Origin of the sequence: Amycolatopsis ponsaeliensis (assembly GCF_030182635.1) — a bacterium.
Lineage (GTDB): Bacteria > Actinomycetota > Actinomycetes > Mycobacteriales > Pseudonocardiaceae > Amycolatopsis > Amycolatopsis ponsaeliensis.
The window spans coordinates 204,820-226,642 of the sequence record NZ_JAPZLD010000010.1 but is presented as its reverse complement, the minus strand read 5'-3'; the positions used below and the strand labels follow the sequence as shown (position 1 = coordinate 226,642).

21 protein-coding genes are annotated in these 21,823 nt (G+C 70.5%); 7 read left to right on the top strand and 14 right to left on the bottom strand.

Annotated elements, in window-relative coordinates:
• The 4 genes from QQ657_RS17650 (at position 1) to QQ657_RS17635 (ending at position 4,240) form a co-directional block, all read left to right on the top strand.
• Positions 1-900 (top strand): TIGR03620 family F420-dependent LLM class oxidoreductase, encoded by a 900-nt coding sequence (locus QQ657_RS17650; RefSeq protein ID WP_284743242.1) that lies wholly within the window; start codon positions 1-3, stop codon positions 898-900.
• Complete coding sequence (locus QQ657_RS17645) at positions 897-1,709, top strand: TIGR03620 family F420-dependent LLM class oxidoreductase (RefSeq protein WP_284743241.1); 813 nt, start codon at positions 897-899, stop codon at positions 1,707-1,709. The genes QQ657_RS17650 and QQ657_RS17645 overlap by 4 nt, the downstream gene beginning before the upstream one ends.
• A 268-nt stretch (positions 1,710-1,977) precedes the next feature.
• Complete coding sequence (locus tag QQ657_RS17640) at positions 1,978-3,306, top strand: ankyrin repeat domain-containing protein (protein ID WP_284743240.1); 1,329 nt, start codon at positions 1,978-1,980, stop codon at positions 3,304-3,306.
• A 70-nt stretch (positions 3,307-3,376) separates the two neighbouring features.
• Positions 3,377-4,240 carry a nuclear transport factor 2 family protein gene (locus QQ657_RS17635; RefSeq protein WP_284743239.1) on the top strand — a complete coding sequence of 288 codons (864 nt, stop codon included), beginning with the start codon at positions 3,377-3,379 and terminating at the stop codon, positions 4,238-4,240.
• On the opposite strand, the gene QQ657_RS17630 is transcribed toward QQ657_RS17635, so the two are convergent.
• The 4 genes from QQ657_RS17630 to QQ657_RS17615 form a co-directional block, all read right to left on the bottom strand.
• The gene (locus tag QQ657_RS17630) at positions 4,237-4,503 is read right to left on the bottom strand and encodes a DUF397 domain-containing protein (RefSeq protein ID WP_284743238.1); all 267 of its coding nucleotides are present in this window, start codon (positions 4,501-4,503) and stop codon (positions 4,237-4,239) included. The two genes, QQ657_RS17635 and QQ657_RS17630, sit on opposite strands and share 4 nt — an antisense overlap.
• A gap of 85 nt (positions 4,504-4,588) precedes the next feature.
• Positions 4,589-5,602, bottom strand: coding sequence for a ketol-acid reductoisomerase (gene ilvC, locus QQ657_RS17625; RefSeq protein WP_284743237.1), 1,014 nt, complete (start codon positions 5,600-5,602; stop codon positions 4,589-4,591).
• 32 nt (positions 5,603-5,634) lie between these two features.
• Complete coding sequence (ilvN, locus tag QQ657_RS17620; RefSeq protein ID WP_003080760.1) at positions 5,635-6,141, bottom strand: acetolactate synthase small subunit; 507 nt, start codon at positions 6,139-6,141, stop codon at positions 5,635-5,637.
• Position 6,142: 1 nt separating this feature from the next.
• Positions 6,143-8,035, bottom strand: a complete 1,893-nt coding sequence (locus tag QQ657_RS17615; RefSeq protein WP_284743236.1) for an acetolactate synthase large subunit — start codon at positions 8,033-8,035, stop codon at positions 6,143-6,145.
• A gap of 254 nt (positions 8,036-8,289) precedes the next feature.
• On the opposite strand from QQ657_RS17615, the gene QQ657_RS17610 reads away from it, so the two are divergent.
• Positions 8,290-8,820 (top strand): PH domain-containing protein, encoded by a 531-nt coding sequence (locus QQ657_RS17610; protein WP_434056748.1) that lies wholly within the window; start codon positions 8,290-8,292, stop codon positions 8,818-8,820.
• A gap of 47 nt (positions 8,821-8,867) precedes the next feature.
• Positions 8,868-10,712 (top strand): dihydroxy-acid dehydratase, encoded by a 1,845-nt coding sequence (gene ilvD, locus QQ657_RS17605; protein ID WP_284743234.1) that lies wholly within the window; start codon positions 8,868-8,870, stop codon positions 10,710-10,712.
• A gap of 40 nt (positions 10,713-10,752) precedes the next feature.
• Here ilvD and QQ657_RS17600 read toward each other — a convergent pair whose 3' ends face one another.
• Together QQ657_RS17600 and QQ657_RS17595 are read right to left on the bottom strand one after the other, a co-directional pair.
• Positions 10,753-11,328 (bottom strand): DoxX family membrane protein, encoded by a 576-nt coding sequence (locus QQ657_RS17600; protein ID WP_284743233.1) that lies wholly within the window; start codon positions 11,326-11,328, stop codon positions 10,753-10,755.
• Between the two features lie 51 nt (positions 11,329-11,379).
• Positions 11,380-12,288: a 2-hydroxyacid dehydrogenase gene (locus QQ657_RS17595; RefSeq protein ID WP_284743232.1), complete on the bottom strand. Its 909-nt coding sequence runs from the start codon at positions 12,286-12,288 to the stop codon at positions 11,380-11,382.
• Positions 12,289-12,352: 64 nt separating this feature from the next.
• Here QQ657_RS17595 and QQ657_RS17590 point away from each other — a divergent pair, with 64 nt between their 5' ends.
• Positions 12,353-13,561, top strand: coding sequence for a PQQ-dependent sugar dehydrogenase (locus tag QQ657_RS17590; RefSeq protein ID WP_284743231.1), 1,209 nt, complete (start codon positions 12,353-12,355; stop codon positions 13,559-13,561).
• A gap of 8 nt (positions 13,562-13,569) precedes the next feature.
• Here the strand turns inward: QQ657_RS17590 and QQ657_RS17585 are convergent, their stop codons facing one another.
• The 8 genes from QQ657_RS17585 to gatC form a co-directional block, all read right to left on the bottom strand.
• The gene (locus tag QQ657_RS17585; RefSeq protein ID WP_284743230.1) at positions 13,570-14,712 is read right to left on the bottom strand and encodes a Gfo/Idh/MocA family protein; all 1,143 of its coding nucleotides are present in this window, start codon (positions 14,710-14,712) and stop codon (positions 13,570-13,572) included.
• On the bottom strand, positions 14,709-15,458 hold the full coding sequence (locus QQ657_RS17580; protein WP_284743229.1) for a cupin domain-containing protein: 750 nt from the start codon (positions 15,456-15,458) through the stop codon (positions 14,709-14,711). The genes QQ657_RS17585 and QQ657_RS17580 overlap by 4 nt, the downstream gene beginning before the upstream one ends.
• Positions 15,455-16,375 (bottom strand): DUF6807 domain-containing protein, encoded by a 921-nt coding sequence (locus QQ657_RS17575; RefSeq protein ID WP_284743228.1) that lies wholly within the window; start codon positions 16,373-16,375, stop codon positions 15,455-15,457. Before QQ657_RS17575 ends, QQ657_RS17580 begins: the two co-directional genes overlap by 4 nt.
• A complete protein-coding gene (locus tag QQ657_RS17570; RefSeq protein ID WP_284743227.1) occupies positions 16,372-17,481 on the bottom strand; it encodes a Gfo/Idh/MocA family protein in 1,110 nt (369 codons plus the stop codon). The genes QQ657_RS17575 and QQ657_RS17570 overlap by 4 nt, the downstream gene beginning before the upstream one ends.
• 361 nt (positions 17,482-17,842) lie before the next feature.
• Complete coding sequence (locus tag QQ657_RS17565) at positions 17,843-18,379, bottom strand: hypothetical protein (protein WP_284743226.1); 537 nt, start codon at positions 18,377-18,379, stop codon at positions 17,843-17,845.
• An 8-nt stretch (positions 18,380-18,387) separates the two neighbouring features.
• Positions 18,388-19,893: an Asp-tRNA(Asn)/Glu-tRNA(Gln) amidotransferase subunit GatB gene (gene gatB / locus QQ657_RS17560; RefSeq protein ID WP_284743225.1), complete on the bottom strand. Its 1,506-nt coding sequence runs from the start codon at positions 19,891-19,893 to the stop codon at positions 18,388-18,390.
• Complete coding sequence (gene gatA / locus QQ657_RS17555) at positions 19,890-21,407, bottom strand: Asp-tRNA(Asn)/Glu-tRNA(Gln) amidotransferase subunit GatA (protein WP_284743224.1); 1,518 nt, start codon at positions 21,405-21,407, stop codon at positions 19,890-19,892. Before gatA ends, gatB begins: the two co-directional genes overlap by 4 nt.
• The gene (gatC, locus tag QQ657_RS17550) at positions 21,404-21,703 is read right to left on the bottom strand and encodes an Asp-tRNA(Asn)/Glu-tRNA(Gln) amidotransferase subunit GatC (RefSeq protein WP_284743223.1); all 300 of its coding nucleotides are present in this window, start codon (positions 21,701-21,703) and stop codon (positions 21,404-21,406) included. Before gatC ends, gatA begins: the two co-directional genes overlap by 4 nt.
• Between the last annotated feature and the right edge of the window lie 120 nt (positions 21,704-21,823).

Here is a 21,823-nt window from a genome sequence, read left to right as displayed (position 1 = left end):
ATGACCCTGGTCGAAGACACGCGTGCCCGGCTAAGCGCGATCGGCGCCTGGCTGCCGAGCGCGCCCCTGCAACCACCCCCGGACGTCGAGCGAACGGCCACCCGCCGGCTCGCCGGCGCCGGCTACCGCTCGGTGTGGAGCGGCGAAGGACCCGGCACCCGGGAGGTGTTCGCCCACTTCGGCGACCTGCTCGCCTCGGTGCCGGACGTCGTGCTCGGCACCGGCATCGCGAACACCTGGCTGCGGCGCGGGGTGACCACCGAAAAGGGCGGCGCCACGCTCGCCCAGGCCCACCCCGGCCGGTTCGTGCTCGGCGTCGGCATCGGGCACGCGTTCCAGGCCACCAAGCTCGGCGAGGAGTACCGGCCGATCGACCGGATGCGTGACTACCTGTCCGAAATGGACGCGGCGGCGGCCGAAAACCCTTCTCCGGTCGCGTTTCCGCGCGTGCTGGCCGCCGTCGGGCCGAAGATGCTGGAACTGTCGCGCGACCACGCCGACGGCGCGCACCCCTTCGCCCAGCCGGTCTCGCACACGCCGTACGCCCGCGAAATCCTCGGGCCGGACAAGCTGCTGATCCCGCAACAGACCGTGCTGCTCGGCACCCGCGAGGACGCCCGGGAGAGCGTCCGGCGGCGCGTGGCGCAGTCGCGCGAATACTCCGTCACGGTCTACCTGGCGGGCTGGAAACGGCTCGGCTACACCGACGCCGACATCGCCGGCCCGAGCGACCGGTTCGTCGACGACCTCGTCCTGTGGGGCGACGCCGGAACCATCGCGAAGCGCCTGGACGAACTCCTCGACGCGGGCGCGGACCACGTGCTGCTGACGCCGTCCGCGGCGACCTTCGAGTCCACTGTGGACGTATTGCTGGAGCTGGCCCCGGCGGTGCTCCGGTGAGCGTCGGGATCTGGCGGTTCTTCGACGGCGACCCGGTCGGCGTCCTGCGCGAGACGGCCATCGAGGTCGAGGAGCTGGGCTTCGACGCGATCTGGTTCGGCGAATACGCCGGGCGAGAGGCGTTCACGCAGGCGGCGCTGCTGCTCGCGGCGACGTCGAGGCTGACGATCGCCACCGGCGTCGCGCGGTTCGACCAGCGCTCCCCACTCGCCGCGGAGGGCGCCATCCGCGCGCTGGGCGAGGCCTACCCGGGCCGGTTCATCGCCGGGCTGGGCGGGCACCGGCCGGGCGCGCGGCCGCTGACGGCGTTGCGCGAGTACCTCGACGGGATGGACGCGGCCGAGCTGCCCGGGCTGCCCCAGCCGGCACCGCGGCCGCGCCGGGTACTCGCGGCGCTGGGTCCGAAGCTCCTGGGTCTGGCGGCCGAACGCGCCGACGGTGCCCACCCGTACTTCGTCCCGCCGGAGCACACGGCACTGGCCAGGGACCGGCTCGGGCCGGGCAAGTACCTGGCGGTCGAGCAGGCGGTGGTCCTGGACGCCGACCCGTCGGTCGCCCGGGAGCACGTGGAGATGTACGTCCGGCAGGCCCCGCACCACCAGGCCAACCTGCGCCGGCTCGGCTTCACCGACGAGGACCTGGCCGACGGCGGCAGCGACCGCCTGGTCGACGCCATCGTCGCGACCGGCGAACAGGCGGTCGCCGACCGGATCCGGGCCCACCTCGACGCGGGCGCCGACCACGTCTGCGTCCAGGTCCTGGCCCGCAAACCGGACTCCTACCACCGCCTGGCCGACCTCCTCCCGTAACTCGCGTGATCAGGACCGGATCTCGTGTGATTGGGGCCGGAACTCGCGAGTTCCGGCCCCAATCACACGAGTCACGGCTTCAATCACGCGAGTTCCGTCGCCAATCACGCGAGTTCCGTGATCGAGGTAGGGTGGCGGGACGCGGTGAGGGCCGCGTCCCGTCCGCGGAAAGGGCCGAGCCCACCCCCGCAGCACCGCACCACCCAGCTCCGCACCTTCTTTCCTGCCCGGTGCCGGCGGACCACGGGCGTCGAGGGAAGGAGGCACCATGGGCACGTTGCCCGCCAAACCCAGCCTGGACCAGCTCCGCAAGCGCGCGAAGGATCTCGCCCGCGCCGAGGGCGTCAAACTCTCCGAAGCGCAGTTCCGGATCGCCCGCGACCACGGCTTCCCGAGCTGGCCGAAACTCCAGGCGTACGTCCGGCGCGTCACGGAACACGGCGAGAACCTGCAGCACCCGTACCACCAGGACGTCCACTACTACGCCGAACGCGCGCTCGGCCTGCTCGCCTCGGCCGAAGACGAGACACCCGGCGCGCGAGAGCCGTTCGAGCGCTGGAACCAGCCGCTCACCCGAGACGGAGCTCGCGCCGTCGTCGCCCGAGAACACGGTTTCGTTTCCTGGCAAGGACTTCGCACCCACATAAAGTCCCTTGTGGACAGTGGTGAACCGTTCGCCCGCGCATACCGGGCAGTCGAAGCGCGCGACGTCGAGAGCCTCGGCAGGCTCCTCGAAGAGTTCCCCGGACTCGTCACCGCCCGCGGCACCAACGGCAACGACCTCCTCGGCATGGCCGGCGCCACCTGCGACGAGCGGCTCACCCGCGTCCTCCTCGACCACGGCGCCGACCCGGCACGCGGCAACGTCCACGGCTGGACCCCGCTGCACCAAGCCGCCTACAGCAACCTCCCGCTCCTGCTCGACATGCTGCTGGACGCGGGCGCCCCGGTCGACGTCCCGGCTCGCGGCGACGGCGGCACTCCCCTGGTCGTCGCGCTGTTCTGGGGTCACCGTGAGGCCGCGGAGAAGCTGGCGCCCCACAGCCGCGCGCCCGGCAACCTGCGTGTCGCGGCCGGGCTCGGCGACGCCGACCTGCTCGGCGAACTCCTGCGACCGGGACACCCCGCGGCCGGCGCACACCGGGGCTTTTACCGCCCGCACAGCGGTTTCCCGGCCTGGCACCCGAAAGACGACCCCGCCGAGGTCAAGAACGAAGCCCTGGCCTGGGCGGCCCGCAACGACCGCGCCGAAGCCCTCCGCACGCTCGTCGCCCGGGGCGCCGAGGTGGACGCCGACGTCTACCGCGGCACGGCCTTGACCTGGGCAGCGGCGACCGGGCGGGTCACCGCGATCCGCACGCTCCTCGACCTCGGTGCCGACGTGAACCACGCCGGCACCTTCGGCGGCCCGAACCACGGCGAAGGCGTCACGGCCCTGCACCTCGCCGCGCAGTCCGGGCACCTGGACGCGATCCGCGTCCTCGTCGAGAACGGCGCCGACCTCGAGGCCCAGGACGGGATCTTCCACAGCACGCCGGAGAACTGGGCCGACGTGTGCGAGCAGCCGGCCGCCCGGGACCTCCTCCGCACCCTGTAGACAAACGGAGTCTGTAGTCCGTATCTTCGGAGACGGACTACAGACTCCGTTTTGCCCACTGGGAGGATCCATGACCAAACCCCGCGACGTGTTCGACGCCCTGTCCGACGGCATCAGCGAAGGACGGTTCGGCGAGCTTTCCGCGCTCTACGCCGAAGACACCGTCGTCGAGCACCCCCAAGCCGTGCCGCGGCCGACCCGCCTCACCGGCCGCGCGGCCGTCCACGAGCGGTTCACCGGCGTCCTCGCCGGCGCGGTGCGGCTCAAGCGCAAGAACGTGGTCGTCCACGAGACGACGGACCCCGAGGTGATCGTCGCCGAATACGACTACGACGCCGAATCGGCCGAAACCGGCCGGACGATCACCACGGCCAACATCCAGGTGCTGCGCGTCCGCGACGGCCTGATCGTCCACTCCCGCGACTACCACGACTACCTGCGGCTGGCCGTCATCCGCGACGGCGTCGACCAGCTGGTCAAGGCTTACGAGCAGGCGCCGCCGCGTGAGCTCTCACCGGTCACGCCCGAGAGTGCGGACACGGTGCTCGAAAAGCTGGTGCACGGCGTGGCCGGCGGGCGCTGGGACGAACTCCCGGACCTGTACGCGGAAGAAACCCATGTCACGCACCCGTTCCTGCCGGGATCGACGGCATCGCGCACGCGCGACGACATCCGCGAGCACTTCCAGGCGGGCAAGGCCATGAACCCCGGCTTCACCGTCGCGGACCTGGTCGTCTACCAGGGCACCGATCCGGAGGTGCTGCTCGGCGAGTTCGCCTACCAGGGCGAATACGGCGGGAAACCGGTGCGGATCGCCAACATCTTCTCGATGCGCGTGTGCGACGGCCTGGTCGTCGAGTCCCGCGACTACGGCGACCACCTCGGCATCGCCGGGGACCTCGGCACGATTCCCGAGCTGGCGGCGAAGGTCTAAGCCTCCGCGAGGTCTCCCGGCAGGTCGAACTCGCCGTCGCGGACGCCCCTGAGGAACGCGTCCCATTCGGAGGGGGTGAAGACGAGGACCACGCCTTCCGGGTCGGTCGACTTCCGCATCGCGGTGTAGACGACGCCGTCGGTGTGCGGGATGTGCGCGTATTCGACGACCTCTTCGAGCGTGACGCCTTCCGGCTCGGCCCGGACCCACTCCGCTTTCGAGAGGTCCAGGTGGTGCCGGATGTGCGCCTTGTCATCGCTCATGCGGCCAGCGTAGCGAAACGACCACCGAACGCACTGAAGGGGACGCCCGGCACCGGGCGTCCCCTTCAGCGTCTGGCCGGAAAGATCAGGCGGTCTCGGTGATCGGCCGGTCCACCCACGACATCAGGTCGCGCAGCTTCTTGCCGGTCGCCTCGATCGGGTGCTGGTTGCCCTGCTCCTCGAGCTTGGTGAAGTTCGGCCGGCCGGCCTCGTCCTCGGCGACCCATTCGCGGGCGAACGTGCCGTCCTGGATCTCGCCGAGGATCTTCTTCATCTCTTCCTTGACCGTCGGCGAGATGACGCGCGGGCCGCGGGTCAGGTCGCCGTACTCGGCGGTGTCGGAGATCGAGTAGCGCTGGCGCGCGATGCCGCCCTCGTACATGAGGTCGACGATCAGCTTCAGCTCGTGCAGCACCTCGAAGTAGGCGATCTCCGGGGCGTAACCGGCCTCGGTGAGCACCTCGAAGCCGGTCTGCACCAGCGCGGACGCGCCACCGCAAAGCACGGCCTGCTCGCCGAAGAGGTCGGTCTCGGTCTCCTCGGTGAACGTCGTCTTGATGACGCCCGCACGCGCGCCACCGATGGCGGCGGCGTAGGAGAGCGCGAGCGCCTGCGCGTTGCCGGTGGCGTCCTGCTCGACCGCGATGAGCGCCGGGACGCCCTTGCCGTCGACGAACTGGCGGCGCACGAGGTGACCCGGGCCCTTGGGGGCGACCATCGCGACGTCCACGTTGGACGGCGGCTTGATCAGGTCGTAGCGGATGTTGAAGCCGTGCCCGAAGAAGATCGCGTCGCCGTCCTTGAGGTTCGGCGCGATGTCCTGCTCGTAGATGAAGCGCTGCTTCGTGTCCGGAGCCAGGATCATGATCAGGTCGGCTTCGGCCGACGCCTCGGCCGGGGTGAGCACGCGCAGGCCCTGCTCCTCGGCCTTCGCCCGCGACTTGGACCCCTCGGGCAGGCCGATGCGGACGTCGACGCCGGAGTCGCGCAGGCTCAGCGAGTGGGCGTGGCCCTGGCTGCCGTAGCCGATGACAGCGACCTTGCGCCCCTGGATGATCGAGAGGTCGGCGTCGTCGTCGTAGAAGATTTCCACTGCCATGGGGGTACTGCTTCCTTTCCTGACTTACTTCGTTAACGCGGTGAAGTGGCGGTGATGGAACGGGCGCCCCGCCCCACCGCGACCATGCCTGACTGCACCAGCTCGCGGATGCCATACGGCTCCAGCATCCGCAGCAGCGCACCGATCTTGTCGGACGTCCCGGTGGCCTCGACGGTGAGTGCCTCCGGAGAGACGTCCACCACCTTGGCCCGGAAGAGCTGGACGGTTTCGAGGACCTGGCTGCGCACGGTGTTGTCGGCGCGGACCTTGACCAGCAGCAGTTCGCGCTGCACGGCGGTCGACTGTTCCAGCTCGACGATCTTGATCACGTTGACCAGCTTGTTGAGCTGTTTGGTCACCTGCTCGAGCGGTAGCTCTTCGACAGCGACCACGATCGTCATGCGGGACACCTCGGGGTTCTCCGTGGGCCCGACGGCGAGGGACTCGATGTTGAACCCGCGGCGGGAGAACAGGCCCGAGACGCGCGCGAGCACACCCGGCTTGTTCTCGACCAGGACACTCAGCGTGTGGACGCTCATCTCAGCGCTCACCTTCCCCGGCGGCTTCCGCGGCGGCCTCGGTCGTCTCGACCGAAACCTCGTCGTCGTCGAACAGCGGCCGGATGCCCCGGACCGCCATGATCTCGTCGTTGCCGGTGCCGGCCGCGACCATCGGCCACACCTGGGCATCCTTCCCGACGACGAAGTCGATCACGACGGGACGGTCGTTGATCTCCATCGCGCGGCGGATGGTGGCGTCGACGTCTTCCTTCGTCTCGCAGCGCAGCCCGGCGCAGCCCAGCGCCTCGGCCAGCAGCACGAAGTCCGGGATGCGGTGCTTGTGCGTGCCGAGGTCGGTGTTGGAGTACCGCTCCGAGTAGAAGAGGTTCTGCCACTGCCGGACCATGCCCAGGTTGCCGTTGTTGATGACGGCGACCTTGATCGGCGCGCCTTCGATGGCGCAGGTGGCCAGCTCCTGGTTGGTCATCTGGAAGCAGCCGTCGCCGTCGATCGCCCACACCTGCGTGCCGGGGACGCCGAACTGCGCGCCCATCGCCGCGGGCACCGCGTAGCCCATGGTGCCGAGGCCGCCGGAGTTGATCCAGGTGCGCGGGTTCTCGTACTTGACGAACTGCGCGGCCCACATCTGGTGCTGCCCGACGCCGGCCGCGTACACCGCGTCGGGGCCGACGAGCTGGCCGATCCGCTCGATCACGTACTGCGGCGACAGCGAACCGTCGTCCGGCCACTCGTAACCGGCCGGGTAGTTCTCGCGCCAGTCGTCGGCCTGGGTCCACCAGTCGGTGAGGTCGGGCTTGCCGCCGTGGTCGAACTCCGTCTGCACGGCGGTGATCAGCTCGCCGATGATCTCCTTGCAGTCGCCCACGATCGGGACGTCGGCCTTGCGGTTCTTGGAGATCTCGGCCGGGTCGATGTCGGCGTGCACGATCGCGGCGTCCGGCGCGAACGACGACAGCTGGCCGGTGACGCGGTCGTCGAACCGGGCGCCGAGCGCGATCAGCAGGTCGGCGCGCTGCATGGCGGCGACCGCGGCGACCGTGCCGTGCATGCCCGGCATGCCGAGGTGCTGCGGGTGCGAGTCGGGGAACGCGCCGCGCGCCATCAGCGTGGTGACGACGGGGATGCCGGTCAGCTCGGCGAGCTGCTTCAGCTGCTCGTGGGCCTCCGCCTTGATCACGCCGCCGCCGACGTACAGCACCGGGCGACGCGACTTCGCGATGAGCTTCGCGGCTTCGCGGACCTGCTTGCCGTGCGGGCGCAGCGTGGGGCGGTAGCCCGGCAGCCGCAGCTCGGTCGGCCAGGAGAACGAGGTCATCTCCTGCAGCACGTCCTTGGGGATGTCCACCAGCACCGGGCCGGGTCGGCCCGTGGACGCCAGGTGGAACGCCTCGGCGATGGTCCGCGGGATGTCCGCCGGGTCCGTGACGAGGAAGTTGTGCTTGGTGATCGGCATGGTGATGCCGCAGATGTCGGCTTCCTGGAACGCGTCGGTGCCGATCAGCGCCCGGGACTGCTGCCCGGTGATGGCCACGACCGGGACCGAGTCCATGTTCGCGTCGGCCAGCGGGGTGACCAGGTTGGTCGCGCCCGGGCCGGAGGTCGCCATGCAGACGCCGACCTTGCCGGTGGCCTGCGCGTAGCCGGTGGCGGCGTGCCCGGCGCCCTGCTCGTGGCGGACCAGGATGTGGCGGACCTTCGTCGAGTCCAGCAGCGGGTCGTAGGCGGGCAGGATGGTGCCGCCCGGAATGCCGAAGACCACCTCGGCGCCGACCGCCTCGAGCGAGCGCACGAGGGACTGCGCGCCGGTGACGCGCACCGGGGTTCCCGCCGGTGGCGCCGGCTTCGGACGTGCTCCGGGCGTTCCGGGCGTCGGCCCGGGTTTCGCGTCGCTGCGCGACGTGGCACTGGTCATCGGTTCTGCCTCGTGGGTCTCGGTGTCACTCGTTCGGGTCGGTTTTGTGCGGTGGGGCGGGGAATCTCTTCCCGTGGGCAACAAAAAACCCTCGCCGACCGTAAGGTCGCACGAGGGTTCGCGCGTCGACGCAGCGGAAAGTCTTCCCTAAGCGTCGACGCGCTTGGGAAGTACGAGGCCGGTCAGCGGTGTCACGACGCTGACGCTAGTCCGAAGGTCTCTCAGGTGTCAACTCTGCGGGATGGCGAGTCCAGATCGTGGACACCCGAGCGGCGCATGTCACCCGCGTCCGACCCGGGTCCCGGCCGGTCCGCGGGGCGGTGCACCATTTCGGGGTGGCCGAAAAAGAGCAGGACGAAGGCCGGAAGGCCGTCTTCCGGATCCCCCGCACGTCGTTCATGGCGATCGCCCTCCTGACGATCTGCGTGACGCCCATCGCGCTCGGCGAGATCCCGTACCTGCAGTGGCTCTACCTCTTCCCCATCGCGCTCGCGGTGTTCGTGGTCCGGACCCGCACGATCGCGACGCGCGAGGGGCTGGCGACGCGCACGATGTTCGGCCACCGCGACGTCCCGTGGTCGGCGCTCAAGGGCCTGGCGATCACCAAGAAGTCGCGCGTGCAGGCGGTGCTCAAGGACGACACGAAGGTGCCGCTGCCCACGGTGCGGACCCGGCACCTGCCGGTGCTTTCGCTGGTCAGCGAAGGTCTCGTCGCCGACCCGAGCGGGTTGCTGGACGCCGACGACGTCAAGCCCGCCAAGCCGGAGACGTCGCCCAGCGAGTAAATTGGTTCTACCAGTTTCATCTTTTCGGCTTTGACCTGGGAGTTCCCGTGCCGCCTCTCCGTTCCCGGACCACCACCCACGGCCGCAACGCGGCGGGCGCGCGCGCGCTCTGGCGCGCCACCGGCATGACCGACAGCGACTTCGGCAAGCCGATCGTGGCGATCGCCAACTCCTACACACAGTTCGTGCCCGGCCACGTGCACCTCAAGGACCTCGGCGAGATCGTCGCCGGCGCGGTCAAGGAAGCCGGCGGCGTCGCGCGCGAGTTCCACACGATCGCCGTCGACGACGGCATCGCGATGGGCCACTCCGGCATGCTCTACTCGCTGCCCTCGCGCGAGATCATCGCCGACTCGGTCGAGTACATGGTCAACGCGCACCAGGCCGACGCGCTCGTCTGCATCTCCAACTGCGACAAGATCACCCCGGGCATGCTCAACGCCGCGATGAGGCTGAACATCCCGGTGGTGTTCGTCTCCGGCGGGCCGATGGAGGCCGGCAAGGCCGTCGTCGTGGGCGGCGTCGCGCAGGCGCCGACCGACCTGATCACGGCGATCGCCGCGTCGGCCAGCCCCGAGGTCGACGAGGACGGGCTCGACATCGTCGAGCGCTCGGCCTGCCCGACCTGCGGCTCGTGCTCCGGCATGTTCACCGCGAACTCGATGAACTGCCTCACCGAGGCGCTGGGCCTGTCCCTGCCGGGCAACGGCTCCACGCTGGCGACGCACGCCGCGCGCCGGGCGCTGTTCGAGGAGGCCGGCCGCACGGTCGTCGAGCTGTGCCGGAAGTGGTATGAAAACGACGACGACTCGGTCCTGCCGCGTTCGATCGCGTCGAGGGCGGCGTTCGAGAACGCGATGGCCCTCGACATGGCGATGGGCGGCTCGACGAACACGGTGCTGCACATCCTCGCCGCCGCCCAGGAGGGCGAGGTCGACTTCACGATCGCCGACATCGACGCGATCGGCCGCCGCGTGCCGTGCCTGTCGAAGGTGGCACCGAACTCGGACTACCACATGGAGGACGTCCACCGGGCCGGCGGAATCCCGGCGATCCTCGGCGAGCTGTACCGCGGCGGGCTGCTGAACACCGACGTCCGCTCGGTGCATTCGGAGGACATCGAGTCGTGGCTCGGTTCTTGGGACATCCGCGCCGCTTCGCCTTCCGACGTCGCTCTCGAGCTGTTCCACGCGGCACCGGGCGGGGTCCGCACGACGCAGGCGTTCTCGACGGAGAACCGCTGGTCGTCACTGGACACGGACGCGGCGGGTGGCTGCATCCGCGACGTCGAGCACGCGTACACGAAGGACGGCGGCCTGGCGATCCTGCGCGGCAACCTCGCCGAGAACGGCGCGGTGATCAAGGCGGCGGGCATCGACGAGGACCTGTGGCACTTCGAGGGCCCGGCGCGGGTGCTGGAGAGCCAGGAGGAAGCCGTGTCGGCGATCCTCAAGAAGGAGATCCAGCCGGGCGAGGTGCTGGTCATCCGCTACGAAGGCCCCGCGGGCGGCCCGGGCATGCAGGAGATGCTGCACCCGACGGCGTTCCTCAAGGGTTCGGGCCTGGGCAAGAAGTGCGCCCTGATCACCGACGGCCGCTTCTCCGGCGGCTCGTCCGGCATCTCGGTCGGCCACATCTCCCCCGAGGCGGCGGCCGGCGGCCTGATCGCCCTAGTCGAAAACGGTGACAGGATCCTCCTGGACATCCACTCACGCCGGCTGGAACTGCTGGTGGACCCGGAGATCCTGGCCGAGCGGCGCTCGAAGATGGAGGCGTCCGAGCAGCCGTGGCAGCCGAAGGAGCGCCAGCGCCCGGTGACGGCGGCCCTGCGCGCGTACGCCCGGATGGCGACCTCGGCGGACACCGGCGCGGTCCGCGACGTGAACAAGTAAGACCTTCCGATGGCCGCCCTTCCGAGGGCGGCCATCGTCGTCATCGCGTCAAAACGATGACCACGACGGCAGCCGCGGCGGCCAGCAGCAGCGACACCAGCCCCAGCGGCAACGGCCGCTTCCGCCACGGAGTGTTCCGCTCCAGCGAAATCGGCCCGGAACCGGTGAACAGCAGGCTCAACGCCGAAGCCCCGAGCAGCAGCTCGAACTCGAAGCCCTGCCCCTGCCCCTCGAAGAACCCGCCGTGGAACTTCGCGTACACCGCGTTCGCCATGACGCCCAGCAGCCCCGCCGCGGCCAGCGGCGTGAACAGCCCGACGACCACCAGCACGCCGCCACCGAGCTCGACGATCCCGGTGATCCACGACAGCAGCGTCGTCTGCTTGTGGTAGCCGAACGTCTCCAGCATCCGCGCGAACCCGCCGATGCCGGGCCCGCCGAACAGGCCGAACAGGTGCTGCAGGCCGTGCGCGCCCATGGTCGTGCCGAGCGCCACCCGCAGGATCAGCAGGCCCAGGCCGAGCCCGCCCTGGCGCGGCGTGTCGTCGGGCCCGTTGTCCTCGACGTCCGACAGGAGGCTGGTGGGCTGCTGCGAAAAGTCGTCTCCACTGCTCACGCGCGAAGAGTAGGGGATGCGGGCTGACCTGGCGAGAGACCGCGCCGCGCGTCAGTACTCCCCGTGCACGAGGTTGTCCGGCAGCTCCCCGCCCGCGTACCGCGCGATCTCGGCCGCGGCGACGGCGTACGACCGGCCCCGCACGCCGCGCACGGCCCCGCCGACGTGCGGCGTCAGCAGCAGCCCCGGCGCCGTCCACAGCGGGTGCCCGGGCGGCGGCGGTTCGGGATCGGTGACGTCGAGCGCGGCGCGAAGCCGGCCCGTGGTCAATTCGGCGACCAAGGCGTCGGTGTCCACGACGGCGCCGCGCGCGACGTTGACCAGCACCGCGCCGTCCCGCATCTCGGCGAGGAACTCCGCGTCGACCATCCCGCGGGTGCGCGAGGTCAGCGGCACCATCAGCACGACGACGTCGTGCAGGCCGAGCAGCGACGGCAGCTCCCGCACGCCGTGCACGCCGTCGCGCGCGGTCATCCCGACCATCGTGCAGCGCGCGTCGAACGGCTCGAGCCGCCGCCGCAGGTGCTGCCCCAGGTCGCCGGCGCCGATGACGAGCACGCGCTTGCCCTGCAGCGTGTCGGTGCTCTGCCGCTCCCACCGGCCTTCGCGCTGCGCCGCGCCGAAGACGTCCAGCTTCCGGTACATCGACAGCAGCGCCGCGACGACCCACTCGGCGCTGCTCCCGCCGTGCGCACCCCGGCAGGTGGACAGCAGGACTCCGTCGGGCACCCGGCCGACCCAGTCCTCGGCGCCGGCGGAGAGCAGCTGGATCAGCTTCAGGTTCGGCAGCGCGCGCCACAGGTCCTCACCCGGCGGGTGCTTGCCGGGGATGAGCACCTCGGCCTTCGAGGCCTCGGGCGGCACCGGCTCGCCCCACTGGTGGCGCACGGGCAGCACCCGCGGCACCTCGGCGAGCACGGTCAGGCCCTCGTCGTCGGGCACCAGGACGGTCAGCGTCATGATCCCCAACGTATCGAGGAGTACTAACCCATGGTTCACGTGCCGGGCCCTAGGCTGGTGAATCATGCGAACCCGGTACCGGTCGGCCCTGCTGGCGATCCTGGCCTGCGGCGTCCTGCTGCCCGCCGGGTGCGCGCGGTTCGACGACACCGCGGCGGGCCAGACCTTCAGCCCCGCGCCCGTGCCCAGCCCCGAGTCACCGCCCGAGGTCCAGGGCCCCGGCGCGGACTCCGGCGGCGACGGCCGCCCGGCCCAGCCCGGCCAGTCGCCCACGCCCGTGCCGCCGCCACAGGGCTGCAAGGACTTCGACCCGGCGGTGATCGCGACCTGCCTGGACACCGTCGCCGCGGTGGCCGGCCTGCCGGGTGACGGTTCGACGCCGAGCGCGCTGGCCGGCGAGCGCAAGAGCGGCCGCGTGATGCTGGCGACAGCGGGCAAGGACGCTACGGACTTCGCGAAGCTCGACGTCCAGGCGGCCGGTGACGGCGGCCTGACGGGCCTCGCGCTGTCGCCGTCGTACGTCGAGGACCAGCTCGTGTTCGCCTACGTGACCACGGCGACGGACAACCGCGTCGTGCGTTTCGCCAAGGGGCAGGCGGCCAAGCCGGTGCTCACCGGGATCCCGAAGGGCGCGACCGGCAACCGCGGCACGATCAGCACCGACAACCGCGGCGCGCTGCTCGTCGCCACCGGCGACGCGGGCGACCCCAACGCCGCCGCCGACCCGAACTCCCTGGCCGGGAAGGTGCTGCGGATCGACACGTCCGGCAAGGCCGCGGCGGGCAACCCGAACGGCGCGCTGGCCGTGGCGGCCGGGCTGCACGCGCCGGGCGGGCTGTGCGCCTCCGCCGACGGCGCCCGCGTCTGGGTCACCGACCGGCTCGCCGACAAGGACGCCCTCTACCGCGTGCAGGCCGGGCAGCCGCTGACGACCCCGGCGTGGACGTGGCCGGACAAGCCGGGGGTCTCGGGCTGCGCGGACTTCGTCGACTCGAGCGGCTTCGTGGAGGTGGCGGCTTCCGTGGCCGCCAACCTGCAGAACGTCCCGGTGTCGAAGGAGGGCGCGGTGACCGGGAAGCCGCAGATCTCCCTGGACGGCAAGACCGGCAAACCGCCGGAGACGTTCGGGCGGCTCGCCGGGATGAGCATGATCAACCCACAGCTCGCAGTGGCCGGCACGGTCAACAAGGACGGCGGAACCCCGGTCTCGAGCGACGACCGCGTCGTGCTGATCACGCCGGCGACGTCCGGTGGTGGCAACGACAAGGACTGACCCGCCCCTCACGCCAGGGGCTTCAGCTCCACCCGCCGTCCCTCCGCCGACGACGTCAACCCGGCTTCGGCGAGCTGCAGCCCGCGCGCGGCCGAGAAGAAGTCGTAGCGGTGTTGCCGCCCGGCGACAACGTCCCGGACGAACTCCTCCCACTGCGCCTTGAAGCCGTTGTCGAACTCGGCGTTGTCCGGCACCTCCTGCCACTGCTCGCGGAAGGGCTCGGTGGCGGGCAGGTCCGGGTTCCACACGGGCTTCGGCGTCGCCGAGCGGTGCTGGACGCGGCAGCGCCGCAGGCCGGCGACGGCGCTGCCCTCGGTGCCGTCGACCTGGAACTCGACCAGCTCGTCCCGGAAGACCCGCGTCGACCACGACGAGTTGATCTGCGCGATGGCCCCCGACTCGAGTTCGAAGATGCCGTACGCGGCGTCATCGGCCGTCGCCGCGTACGGCTCGCCCTGCTCGTCCCAGCGACGCGGGATGTGCGTGACCGCCTTCGCCGTCACCGCGCGGACCGCGCCGAAGAGGTTCTCCAGCACGTAGTTCCAGTGGCAGAACATGTCGAGCACGATCCCGCCGCCGTCCTCGGCGCGGTAGTTCCAGCTCGGCCGCTGCGCGTCCTGCCAGTCGCCCTCGAAGACCCAGTAGCCGAACTCGCCGCGCACCGACAGGATCCGTCCGAAGAACCCGCCGTCGATCAGCCGCCGCAGCTTCCGCAGCCCGGGCAGGAACAGCTTGTCGTGGACGACGCCGTGACAAATCCCGGCGTCCCGCGCGAGCCCGGCCAGCTCCAGCGCCGACGGCAGCATCTCGGCCAGCGGTTTCTCGGCGTAGACGTGCTTGCCCGCGGCGATCGCCGCCCGCACCGACGGCTCGCGCGCCGACGTCAGCTGCGCGTCGAAGTAGATCCCCACGTCGTCCAGCGCCGAGCCGACGTCGGTCGTCCACGCGGTCAGGCCGTGCCGACCGGCGAGTTCCTTCAGCTTCGCCGCGTTGCGCCCGGCGAGGATCGGCTCGAGCTGCACGCGGGTGCCGTCGGGCAGCTCGACCCCGCCCTGCTCGCGGATGGCCAGCACCGACCGGAGCAGGTGCTGCCGGTAGCCCATCCGGCCGGTGACCCCGTTGAGCAGCACTCCGATGGCGGTCTGGTTCATCGCCGGCCTTCCTGGTCGAGGGCGTCCCCGCCGGACGGCGAGGTGACACCCGGGATGTCGTATTCCGCGCGACGCCCGCACATGCCGTAGCCGTCGGGGTTCGACGGCGTCGCGACCCGGACGCCCGACTGGTCGAGGTGGCTCCCGTCGCCGTCGGCGAGGGCCTTGAGGTGCGCACCGGTCAGTTCGGCGGCCTTCAGGGCTCCGGCCTGCCAGCGCGGTACCCAGTCTCCGATTTTCGGCGACACCAGCGCGACGGCCGCCCGGTGGAAAGACCTCAGCGGCTCCGCATCGCCGTCCAGCAGCGCTTCACGCAGGGGTAGGTAGCCGCGAATCGCCAGGTCACGACGTCTTTTGGCGGCCTCGTCGATTTTCGGCAACGCGGCGGCCTCGGCGTAGGCCGCAGCGTCCGCGAGCACGTCGGGCGGAAAAGTGAACACGGCGTCACCCGCTTCGGGCAGACCGCTGTTCTGCATGAGGACCGTGACGCGCAGGCCGCCGCCCTGCACCATCCGGTGCACGGTCCCCGGCGCGAACCACGCGATCACGCCGGGTTCGAGCGGCGTCTCCGCGTACCCGCCGGTGCTCAGCGTCTGGACGGCGCCGCGCCCGGCCGTGACGACGTAGGCCTCGGTGCAGGCGAGGTGCAGGTGCGGGCTGCCACCGCAGACGCCGTCCTCGGCTTCCCAGTCGTAGGCGCGCAGGTGCGAAACGCCGATGCCACCCGGTAGCGGGAATTCGTTCATGACCATCCGTGCCTATCGAGGTATCCGGTCACCTGATCGCGGTCCCACGCGCCGTCCGCGACGACGACCCGGTAGCGGTACGTGAAGCTCTCCCCCGGCGGGAGGGCGAATTCTTCGAAGAACGCCCACGAGAAGGCCACCATGGGCGTTTCCTTGCTCCGGACGAACCAGTGCGACTCGTGGATCGCGTGGTCATTTTCCGGCGAATGCGCGAAGACGAGCGTCGAGTGCGCGTCGACGTCGTCGTGTTCGCCGACAAAGGCCAGCCACGGCGCCTGCGCACCCATCATGTCGTCGCCGCCGAGACCATCGGGCCCGAAGACGCGGCCGCCGCCGAAGTCACGCGGGCCCCGCCAGTGCAGGCCGGTGTACCCGGCCTGCTCGCGACCGGCGGTGGTCGGGCTGCCGAACACGAGCGGCACGTCGCGGACGTTGGTCAGCTCGATGCCCCAGTCGATCGCCCAGGCGCCCTCACCGGGTTCGACGGAGTGGACGACGATGTCCCGCCGCTCGCGCGCCCACTCGTCGCCGCGGTGGGCCACCCAGGTGAGCCGTTCGGTGAAGGTCAGCCGGTCGCCGCCGACGGTGAAGCCGGCGAACCCGTCGTGGCGCATCGAGCCGATGCGGTCGGGCAGGTCCTGATACCAGTGGCCGGGAACGTAGGTGTGGCCGCCCCAGAAGTTCTGACCGGACAGGTGGCTCGAGGTCATCTGCAGGCCTTTGTGCCACCGGTGGTCGGCGGGCCGGTACCCGCTGACGCGCCGGCCACGCAACGTGCGCAAGGGGTGGGTGTAGGGCTTGCGCGACTCGTAGGCGACGGGATCGGGCTTGTACACATAGGACATGAGCGGGACCCCGCCGGCCTCGACGATCACGCGATCGCCGTGCCGGTGGGTGACGGTGATCGCGGCGCTCATCCCACGGTCACCCCGCCCATTCCCCGGTAGAAGGGATCCCCGGGCCCGATCTCCCCGCGACGCACGGTTTGCCCGGTGAAGGCGGCCTTGTAGAGAGCGGCGACGAACTCCAGCACCCGCCGCCCATCCCGCCCACTGCACGGCGGCCGCCGCCCGGCCCGGTAGGCATCCAGGACGGGCGTCAAGGCGGCGGCATGCGAGCTGCCGACGTCCTCGGCGGGTTCGGTCTCTGGCCTGCCGCAGTTCGGCGCGGGGGTGTATTGCCAGTTTTCGGCAACGTGGCCATAGAGGTGAGTGAGCTCGACGGTGGCGCGTTCACAGTCGACCCGGATCCGGCTCACTTCGTCGGGCGAAAGGACACTGTTGACGACGGTGGCCAGCGCCCCGGACCCGAACCGGACGAGCGCGGTGGAGACGTCCTCGGTCTCGACATCGTGCACGAGCCGCGCGGTCATCGCCTGGACTTCGGCCCACTCACCGTCTTCGCTGTCATCGTCGGCCAGCAGGTGGAGCAGCAGATCCATCTGGTGAATGCCGTGGCCCATGGCGGGCCCACCGCCTTCGGTCGCCCAACGCCCACGCCACGAGACCGCGTAGTAGCCGGCATCCCGGTACCAGGTGGTCTGACAATGCGCGACAAGCGGACGCCCGAGTTCCCCCTTGGCGAGCAAATCCCGAAAGTGGGCGACGGCGGAGCCGGACCGCTGCTGGTAGACGAAGGAGACATAGGGGCCGCCGTCAAGTTCAGCGGAGGTCATGTCGTCGTATTCGGCAAGCGAACGACAAGGCGGCTTCTCACACCAGGCCCAGGCACCGCTCTCAAGGACAGCTTTCGTCTGTCCGACGTGCAGACCCGGCGGAGTGCAGATCGAGACGAGATCAGGTTCCTGCTCGGCGAGCAGGGAGTCGAGGTCCGGGTAGGGCTGGGCGTGCTCGGTGGTCGCACAGAAGGCAAGAGCCCGGCCTTCATCGACATCAGCGGCGGCGACGAGATCGACATCGTCGCGGTGGGCCAGATAGGCGGCACGGTGACTGTCGGCAATAGCCCCGGCCCCGACGACAGCAACCCGCAAGCGCTTTCCCCGAGCCAATCCGGCCTCCCTCATCACCGACCTCGACGCTGCCTCAGCGGACGCCCATCACGGTTCCGCACACGTCGCCGTCCCCACGCGACTCCTGCGCCGCCGCATTCCTCCTGTCGCGTGGCCTTCGCCGCCGCATTCCTGCCGCCGCGCGGACCCTTTGACGACATCGCCGACGCCTCCCGCCGGTCGCCCGCAGCCTCCTACGGCTCGCCGTTTCGACCGTCTCAGAAAGCGCTTTCTCACGCAACGGCCGCCGCCGATGTCAACGTTGTCGCCCCAAGTCCTCAACCGGAACGGACGACTCGGCAACCTCAATGACCGCGAGCCCGCACAGCCGGCAACCCACCGTCACCTCAACCGGGTGCAGGTCGCCGAGAACCGGTCAGCGGCTCTTGCTGCGGGGCTCACGTTTCCGCGGCTGCCGGCTCTCGGCCCGCGCCGCCCGCATGTCCAGGAAAGCGGCCACGCCCGACACGAGCGCGGCCAGCAGCCCGAGAAACCGGCCGAAGCCGGGGCCGATGGCGATGCCGGCGGCGTCGAAGATGCCACGCTGGTCGGCGTCGAACTCCCAGTCCAGCGTGAACCAGCCGATCACCATCAGCAGCAGCGACGCCACGGCGACCGCCAGCCACAGGTGCGGCAGGCCGCTGACCCGCGCTTTCCGGATTCGCCCGAAGACGACCACGACCACCCCGGCCAGCAGCAACGGCAGCGGCGGGCACCACGCGAAGAAGCTCGAGTGCCACGCGTCGCGGACGACGTCACTGTGCTCCAGCTGCGACAGGATGTCTTCGATGTCCGGCTTGTTGGTGCTCAGCGTGGTCCACGGCAGGAACATCGAACCCAGCGCGAGCAGCCCGGCCGCCAGGCCGAGCCACTCGCGCCAGGTGACGCTCTTGACGGAAAACGGCTGTGTCATGAAAACGGTCAGGAACCCACGCGCTCGATGATCAGCTCGCGGACGCGCTTGGCGTCGGCCTGCCCCTTGGTCGCCTTCATGACCGCACCGACGATCGCGCCCGCCGCGGCGACCTTGCCGCCGCGGATCTTGTCCGCGACGTCCGGCTGCCCTGCCAGGGCCTCGTCGATCGCGGCGAGCAGCGCCGAGTCGTCCGAGACGACCTTCAGCCCCCGCTTCTCGACGACCTCGCGCGGCTCGCCCTCACCGGCGAGCACGCCCTGGACGACCTCCTTCGCGAGTTTGTTCGTCAGCTCGCCGGAGGAAACCAGCCCGATGACCTCGGCCACCTGCTTCGGCGTGATCGTCAGGTCGACCAGCTCGACCTCGCGGGTGTTCGCCTCCTGGGCCAGAGTGTTGACCCACCAGCCGCGGGCCTCGTCCGGCGACGCGCCGGCCTCGACCGTGGCCGCGACGAGGTCGACAGCACCGACGTTCAGCAGGTCCCGCAGGGCTTCGTCGGAAAGCGACCACTCGGTCTGGATCCGCTTCCGCCGCTCGGACGGCATCTCCGGCAGCGTGCCGCGCAGCTCCTCGACCCACTCGCGCGCCGGCGCGATCGGGACCAGGTCGGGCTCCGGGAAGTACCGGTAGTCCTCCGCGGTCTCCTTGGTGCGGCCGGGCGACGTCGAGCCGTCGGCCTCCTGGAAGTGCCGCGTCTCCTGCTTGATCTTGCCGCCGTCGGCGAGGATCGCCGCCTGCCGCGTCATCTCGTACCGCACCGCGCGCTCGACGCTGCGCAGCGAGTTGACGTTCTTCGTCTCGGTGCGGGTGCCGAATTCGGTCGCGTCCTTCGCCATCAGCGAGATGTTCGCGTCGCAGCGCAGCGAGCCCTGGTCCATGCGGACGTCGGACACGTCGAGGGCGCGAAGCAGGTCCCGCAGCGCGGACACGTAGGCCCGCGCGACCTCGGGGGCCCGCTCGCCGGTGCCCTCGATCGTCTTGGTGACGATCTCGATCAGCGGCACGCCGGCGCGGTTGTAGTCGAGCAGCGAGTGCTCGGCACCGTGGATCCGGCCGGTGGCGCCACCGACGTGCAGCGACTTGCCGGTGTCCTCCTCCATGTGCGCGCGCTCGATCTCCACGCGCACGACCTCGCCGTCGTCGAGCGTGACGTCCAGGTAGCCGTTGAACGCGATCGGCTCGTCGTACTGCGACGTCTGGAAGTTCTTCGGCATGTCCGGGTAGAAGTAGTTCTTCCGGGCGAACCGGCACCACTCGGCGATCTCGCAGTTGAGCGCGAGGCCGATGCGGATCGCGCCCTCGACGGCCTTGCCGTTCACCACCGGCAACGCGCCGGGCAGGCCCAGGCAGGTCGGGCAGACCTTCGTGTTCGGCTCGCCGCCGAACTCGTTCGGGCAGCCGCAGAACATCTTCGTGTTGGTGTTCAGCTCGACGTGCACTTCGAGACCGAGCACCGGGTCGAAGCGTTCGATGACGTCGGCGTAGTCCATCAACTCGGCCACGGCAGTCACTTCGTTCCTCCCAGCTCCGGGACCTTGTGGATGAGCGCCCCGCCGGCGGCGGCGTCGCGGGCGGCCTCGTAGGCGGCGCCGACCCGGTAGAGCCGGTCGTCGGCGAGCGCCGGGGCCATGATCTGCAGGCCGACCGGCAGGCCGTCCTCGTCGGACAGCCCGCTCGGCACGCTCATCGCGGCGTTGCCGGCCAGGTTCGACGGGATCGTGCACAGGTCGGCGAGGTACATCGCCATCGGATCGTCGACGCGCTCGCCGATCTTGAACGCCGTGGTCGGCGTCGTGGGCGAAACGAGGACATCGACCTTTTCGAAGGCGGCCGCGAAGTCACGCGTGATCAGCGTGCGCACCTTCTGCGCCGAGCCGTAGTAGGCGTCGTAGTAGCCGGACGACAACGCGTAAGTGCCCAGCATGATCCGCCGCTTGACCTCGGCGCCGAAGCCCTTCTCGCGGGTCAGCGACATGACCTCTTCGGCACTGTGCGTGCCGTCGTCGGCGACGCGCAGGCCGTAGCGCATGGCGTCGAACCGGGCGAGGTTCGACGAGCACTCGCTCGGCGCGATCAGGTAGTACGCGGGCAGCGCGTAGACGAAATGCGGACAAGAGACCTCGACGACCTCGGCACCGAGCGCCCGCAGCTGCTCGACCGCGGCCTGGAACGACCGCTCCACGCCCGGCTGGTAGCCGTCGCCGCCGAACTCCTTCACGACGCCGACCTTGACGCCCTTGAGGTCACCCGTCATGCCCTGCCGGGCCGCGGCGACGACCGGCGGCACCGGCGCGTCGATGGAGGTCGAGTCCAGCGGGTCGTGCCCGGCGATGACCTCGTGCAGCAGGGCGGCGTCGAGCACCGTCCGCGCGCAGGGGCCGGCCTGGTCGAGCGACGACGAAAAAGCGACGAGGCCGTAGCGCGACACCCCGCCGTAGGTCGGTTTGACTCCGACGGTGCCGGTGACCGACCCGGGCTGCCGGATCGAGCCGCCGGTGTCGGTGCCGATGGCGATGGCGGCTTCGAACGCCGCGATCGACGCCGACGAGCCACCGCCCGACCCGCCCGGGATGCGGGCGTGGTCCCACGGGTTGTGCGTCGGGCCGTAGGCCGAGTTCTCGGTCGACGAACCCATGGCGAACTCGTCCATGTTCGTCTTGCCGAGAATCACGACACCGGCCTCGCGCAGCTTGCGCGTCACGGTCGCGTCGTACGGCGGGATCCAGCCTTCGAGCGTTTTCGAACCACAGGTCGTCGGCACGCCCTCAGTGGTCAGGACGTCCTTGAGCGCTAGCGGCACGCCGGCCAGCGCCGACGCGGGCGCGTCACCGGCGGCGATGCCCTCGTCGACGGCCTTGGCCGCGGCCAGCGCGCCCTCGGTGTCGACGTGCAGGAACGCGTGGATGTGGTCGTCGACCTCGTCGATCCGGTCCAAGTGGGCCTGGGTGACCTCGACCGCGGACACCTCACGCGCGTGGATCTTCCCGGCCAGCTCCGCGGCGGTCAGCTTGATGAGCTCGGTCACTGCTCTTCCCCCAGAATCCGCGGCACCCGGAAACGGCCGTCCTCGGCGGCCGGCGCACCGGCCAGCGCCTGCTGCTGCGTGAGCCCGGGACGGACGACGTCCTGCCGGAAGACATTCGTCAGCGGCACGGCGTGCGAGGTCGGCGGCACGTCATCGGCGGCGACCTCGCTCACCTTGGCCACCGAGTCCAGGATCTGGTCGAGTTGGCCGGCGAAGACGTCGAGCTCGTCATCGGTCACGGCCAGCCTGGCCAGCTTCGCGAGGTGCGCGACCTCGTCTCGGGAAATGTTGGGCACGCGGGTGACTCCCGGGTTGTGCTGTGCGGGTTGTCTCGGAAGCTGCAAGTCTATGGTGACGACGTCGGACGACTCGACTGGGTTACGCCCGGCGCAAGCCGAGTGCCGTCCGGCGACGCC

What these genes read in the sequence shown, in the direction of transcription:
- QQ657_RS17650 (WP_284743242.1), top strand. Translation starts at nt 1, where the DNA reads ATGACCCTGGTCGAAGACACGCGTGCCCGGCTAAGCGCGATCGGCGCC.
- QQ657_RS17640 (WP_284743240.1), top strand. Translation starts at nt 1,978, where the DNA reads ATGGGCACGTTGCCCGCCAAACCCAGCCTGGACCAGCTCCGCAAGCGC.
- QQ657_RS17635 (WP_284743239.1), top strand. Translation starts at nt 3,377, where the DNA reads ATGACCAAACCCCGCGACGTGTTCGACGCCCTGTCCGACGGCATCAGC.
- QQ657_RS17630 (WP_284743238.1), bottom strand. Translation starts at nt 4,503, where the DNA reads ATGAGCGATGACAAGGCGCACATCCGGCACCACCTGGACCTCTCGAAA.
- ilvC (WP_284743237.1), bottom strand. Translation starts at nt 5,602, where the DNA reads ATGGCAGTGGAAATCTTCTACGACGACGACGCCGACCTCTCGATCATC.
- ilvN (WP_003080760.1), bottom strand. Translation starts at nt 6,141, where the DNA reads ATGAGCGTCCACACGCTGAGTGTCCTGGTCGAGAACAAGCCGGGTGTG.
- QQ657_RS17615 (WP_284743236.1), bottom strand. Translation starts at nt 8,035, where the DNA reads ATGACCAGTGCCACGTCGCGCAGCGACGCGAAACCCGGGCCGACGCCC.
- QQ657_RS17595 (WP_284743232.1), bottom strand. Translation starts at nt 12,288, where the DNA reads ATGACGCTGACCGTCCTGGTGCCCGACGACGAGGGCCTGACCGTGCTC.
- QQ657_RS17590 (WP_284743231.1), top strand. Translation starts at nt 12,353, where the DNA reads ATGCGAACCCGGTACCGGTCGGCCCTGCTGGCGATCCTGGCCTGCGGC.
- QQ657_RS17585 (WP_284743230.1), bottom strand. Translation starts at nt 14,712, where the DNA reads ATGAACCAGACCGCCATCGGAGTGCTGCTCAACGGGGTCACCGGCCGG.
- QQ657_RS17580 (WP_284743229.1), bottom strand. Translation starts at nt 15,458, where the DNA reads ATGAACGAATTCCCGCTACCGGGTGGCATCGGCGTTTCGCACCTGCGC.
- QQ657_RS17575 (WP_284743228.1), bottom strand. Translation starts at nt 16,375, where the DNA reads ATGAGCGCCGCGATCACCGTCACCCACCGGCACGGCGATCGCGTGATC.
- QQ657_RS17570 (WP_284743227.1), bottom strand. Translation starts at nt 17,481, where the DNA reads ATGAGGGAGGCCGGATTGGCTCGGGGAAAGCGCTTGCGGGTTGCTGTC.
- QQ657_RS17565 (WP_284743226.1), bottom strand. Translation starts at nt 18,379, where the DNA reads ATGACACAGCCGTTTTCCGTCAAGAGCGTCACCTGGCGCGAGTGGCTC.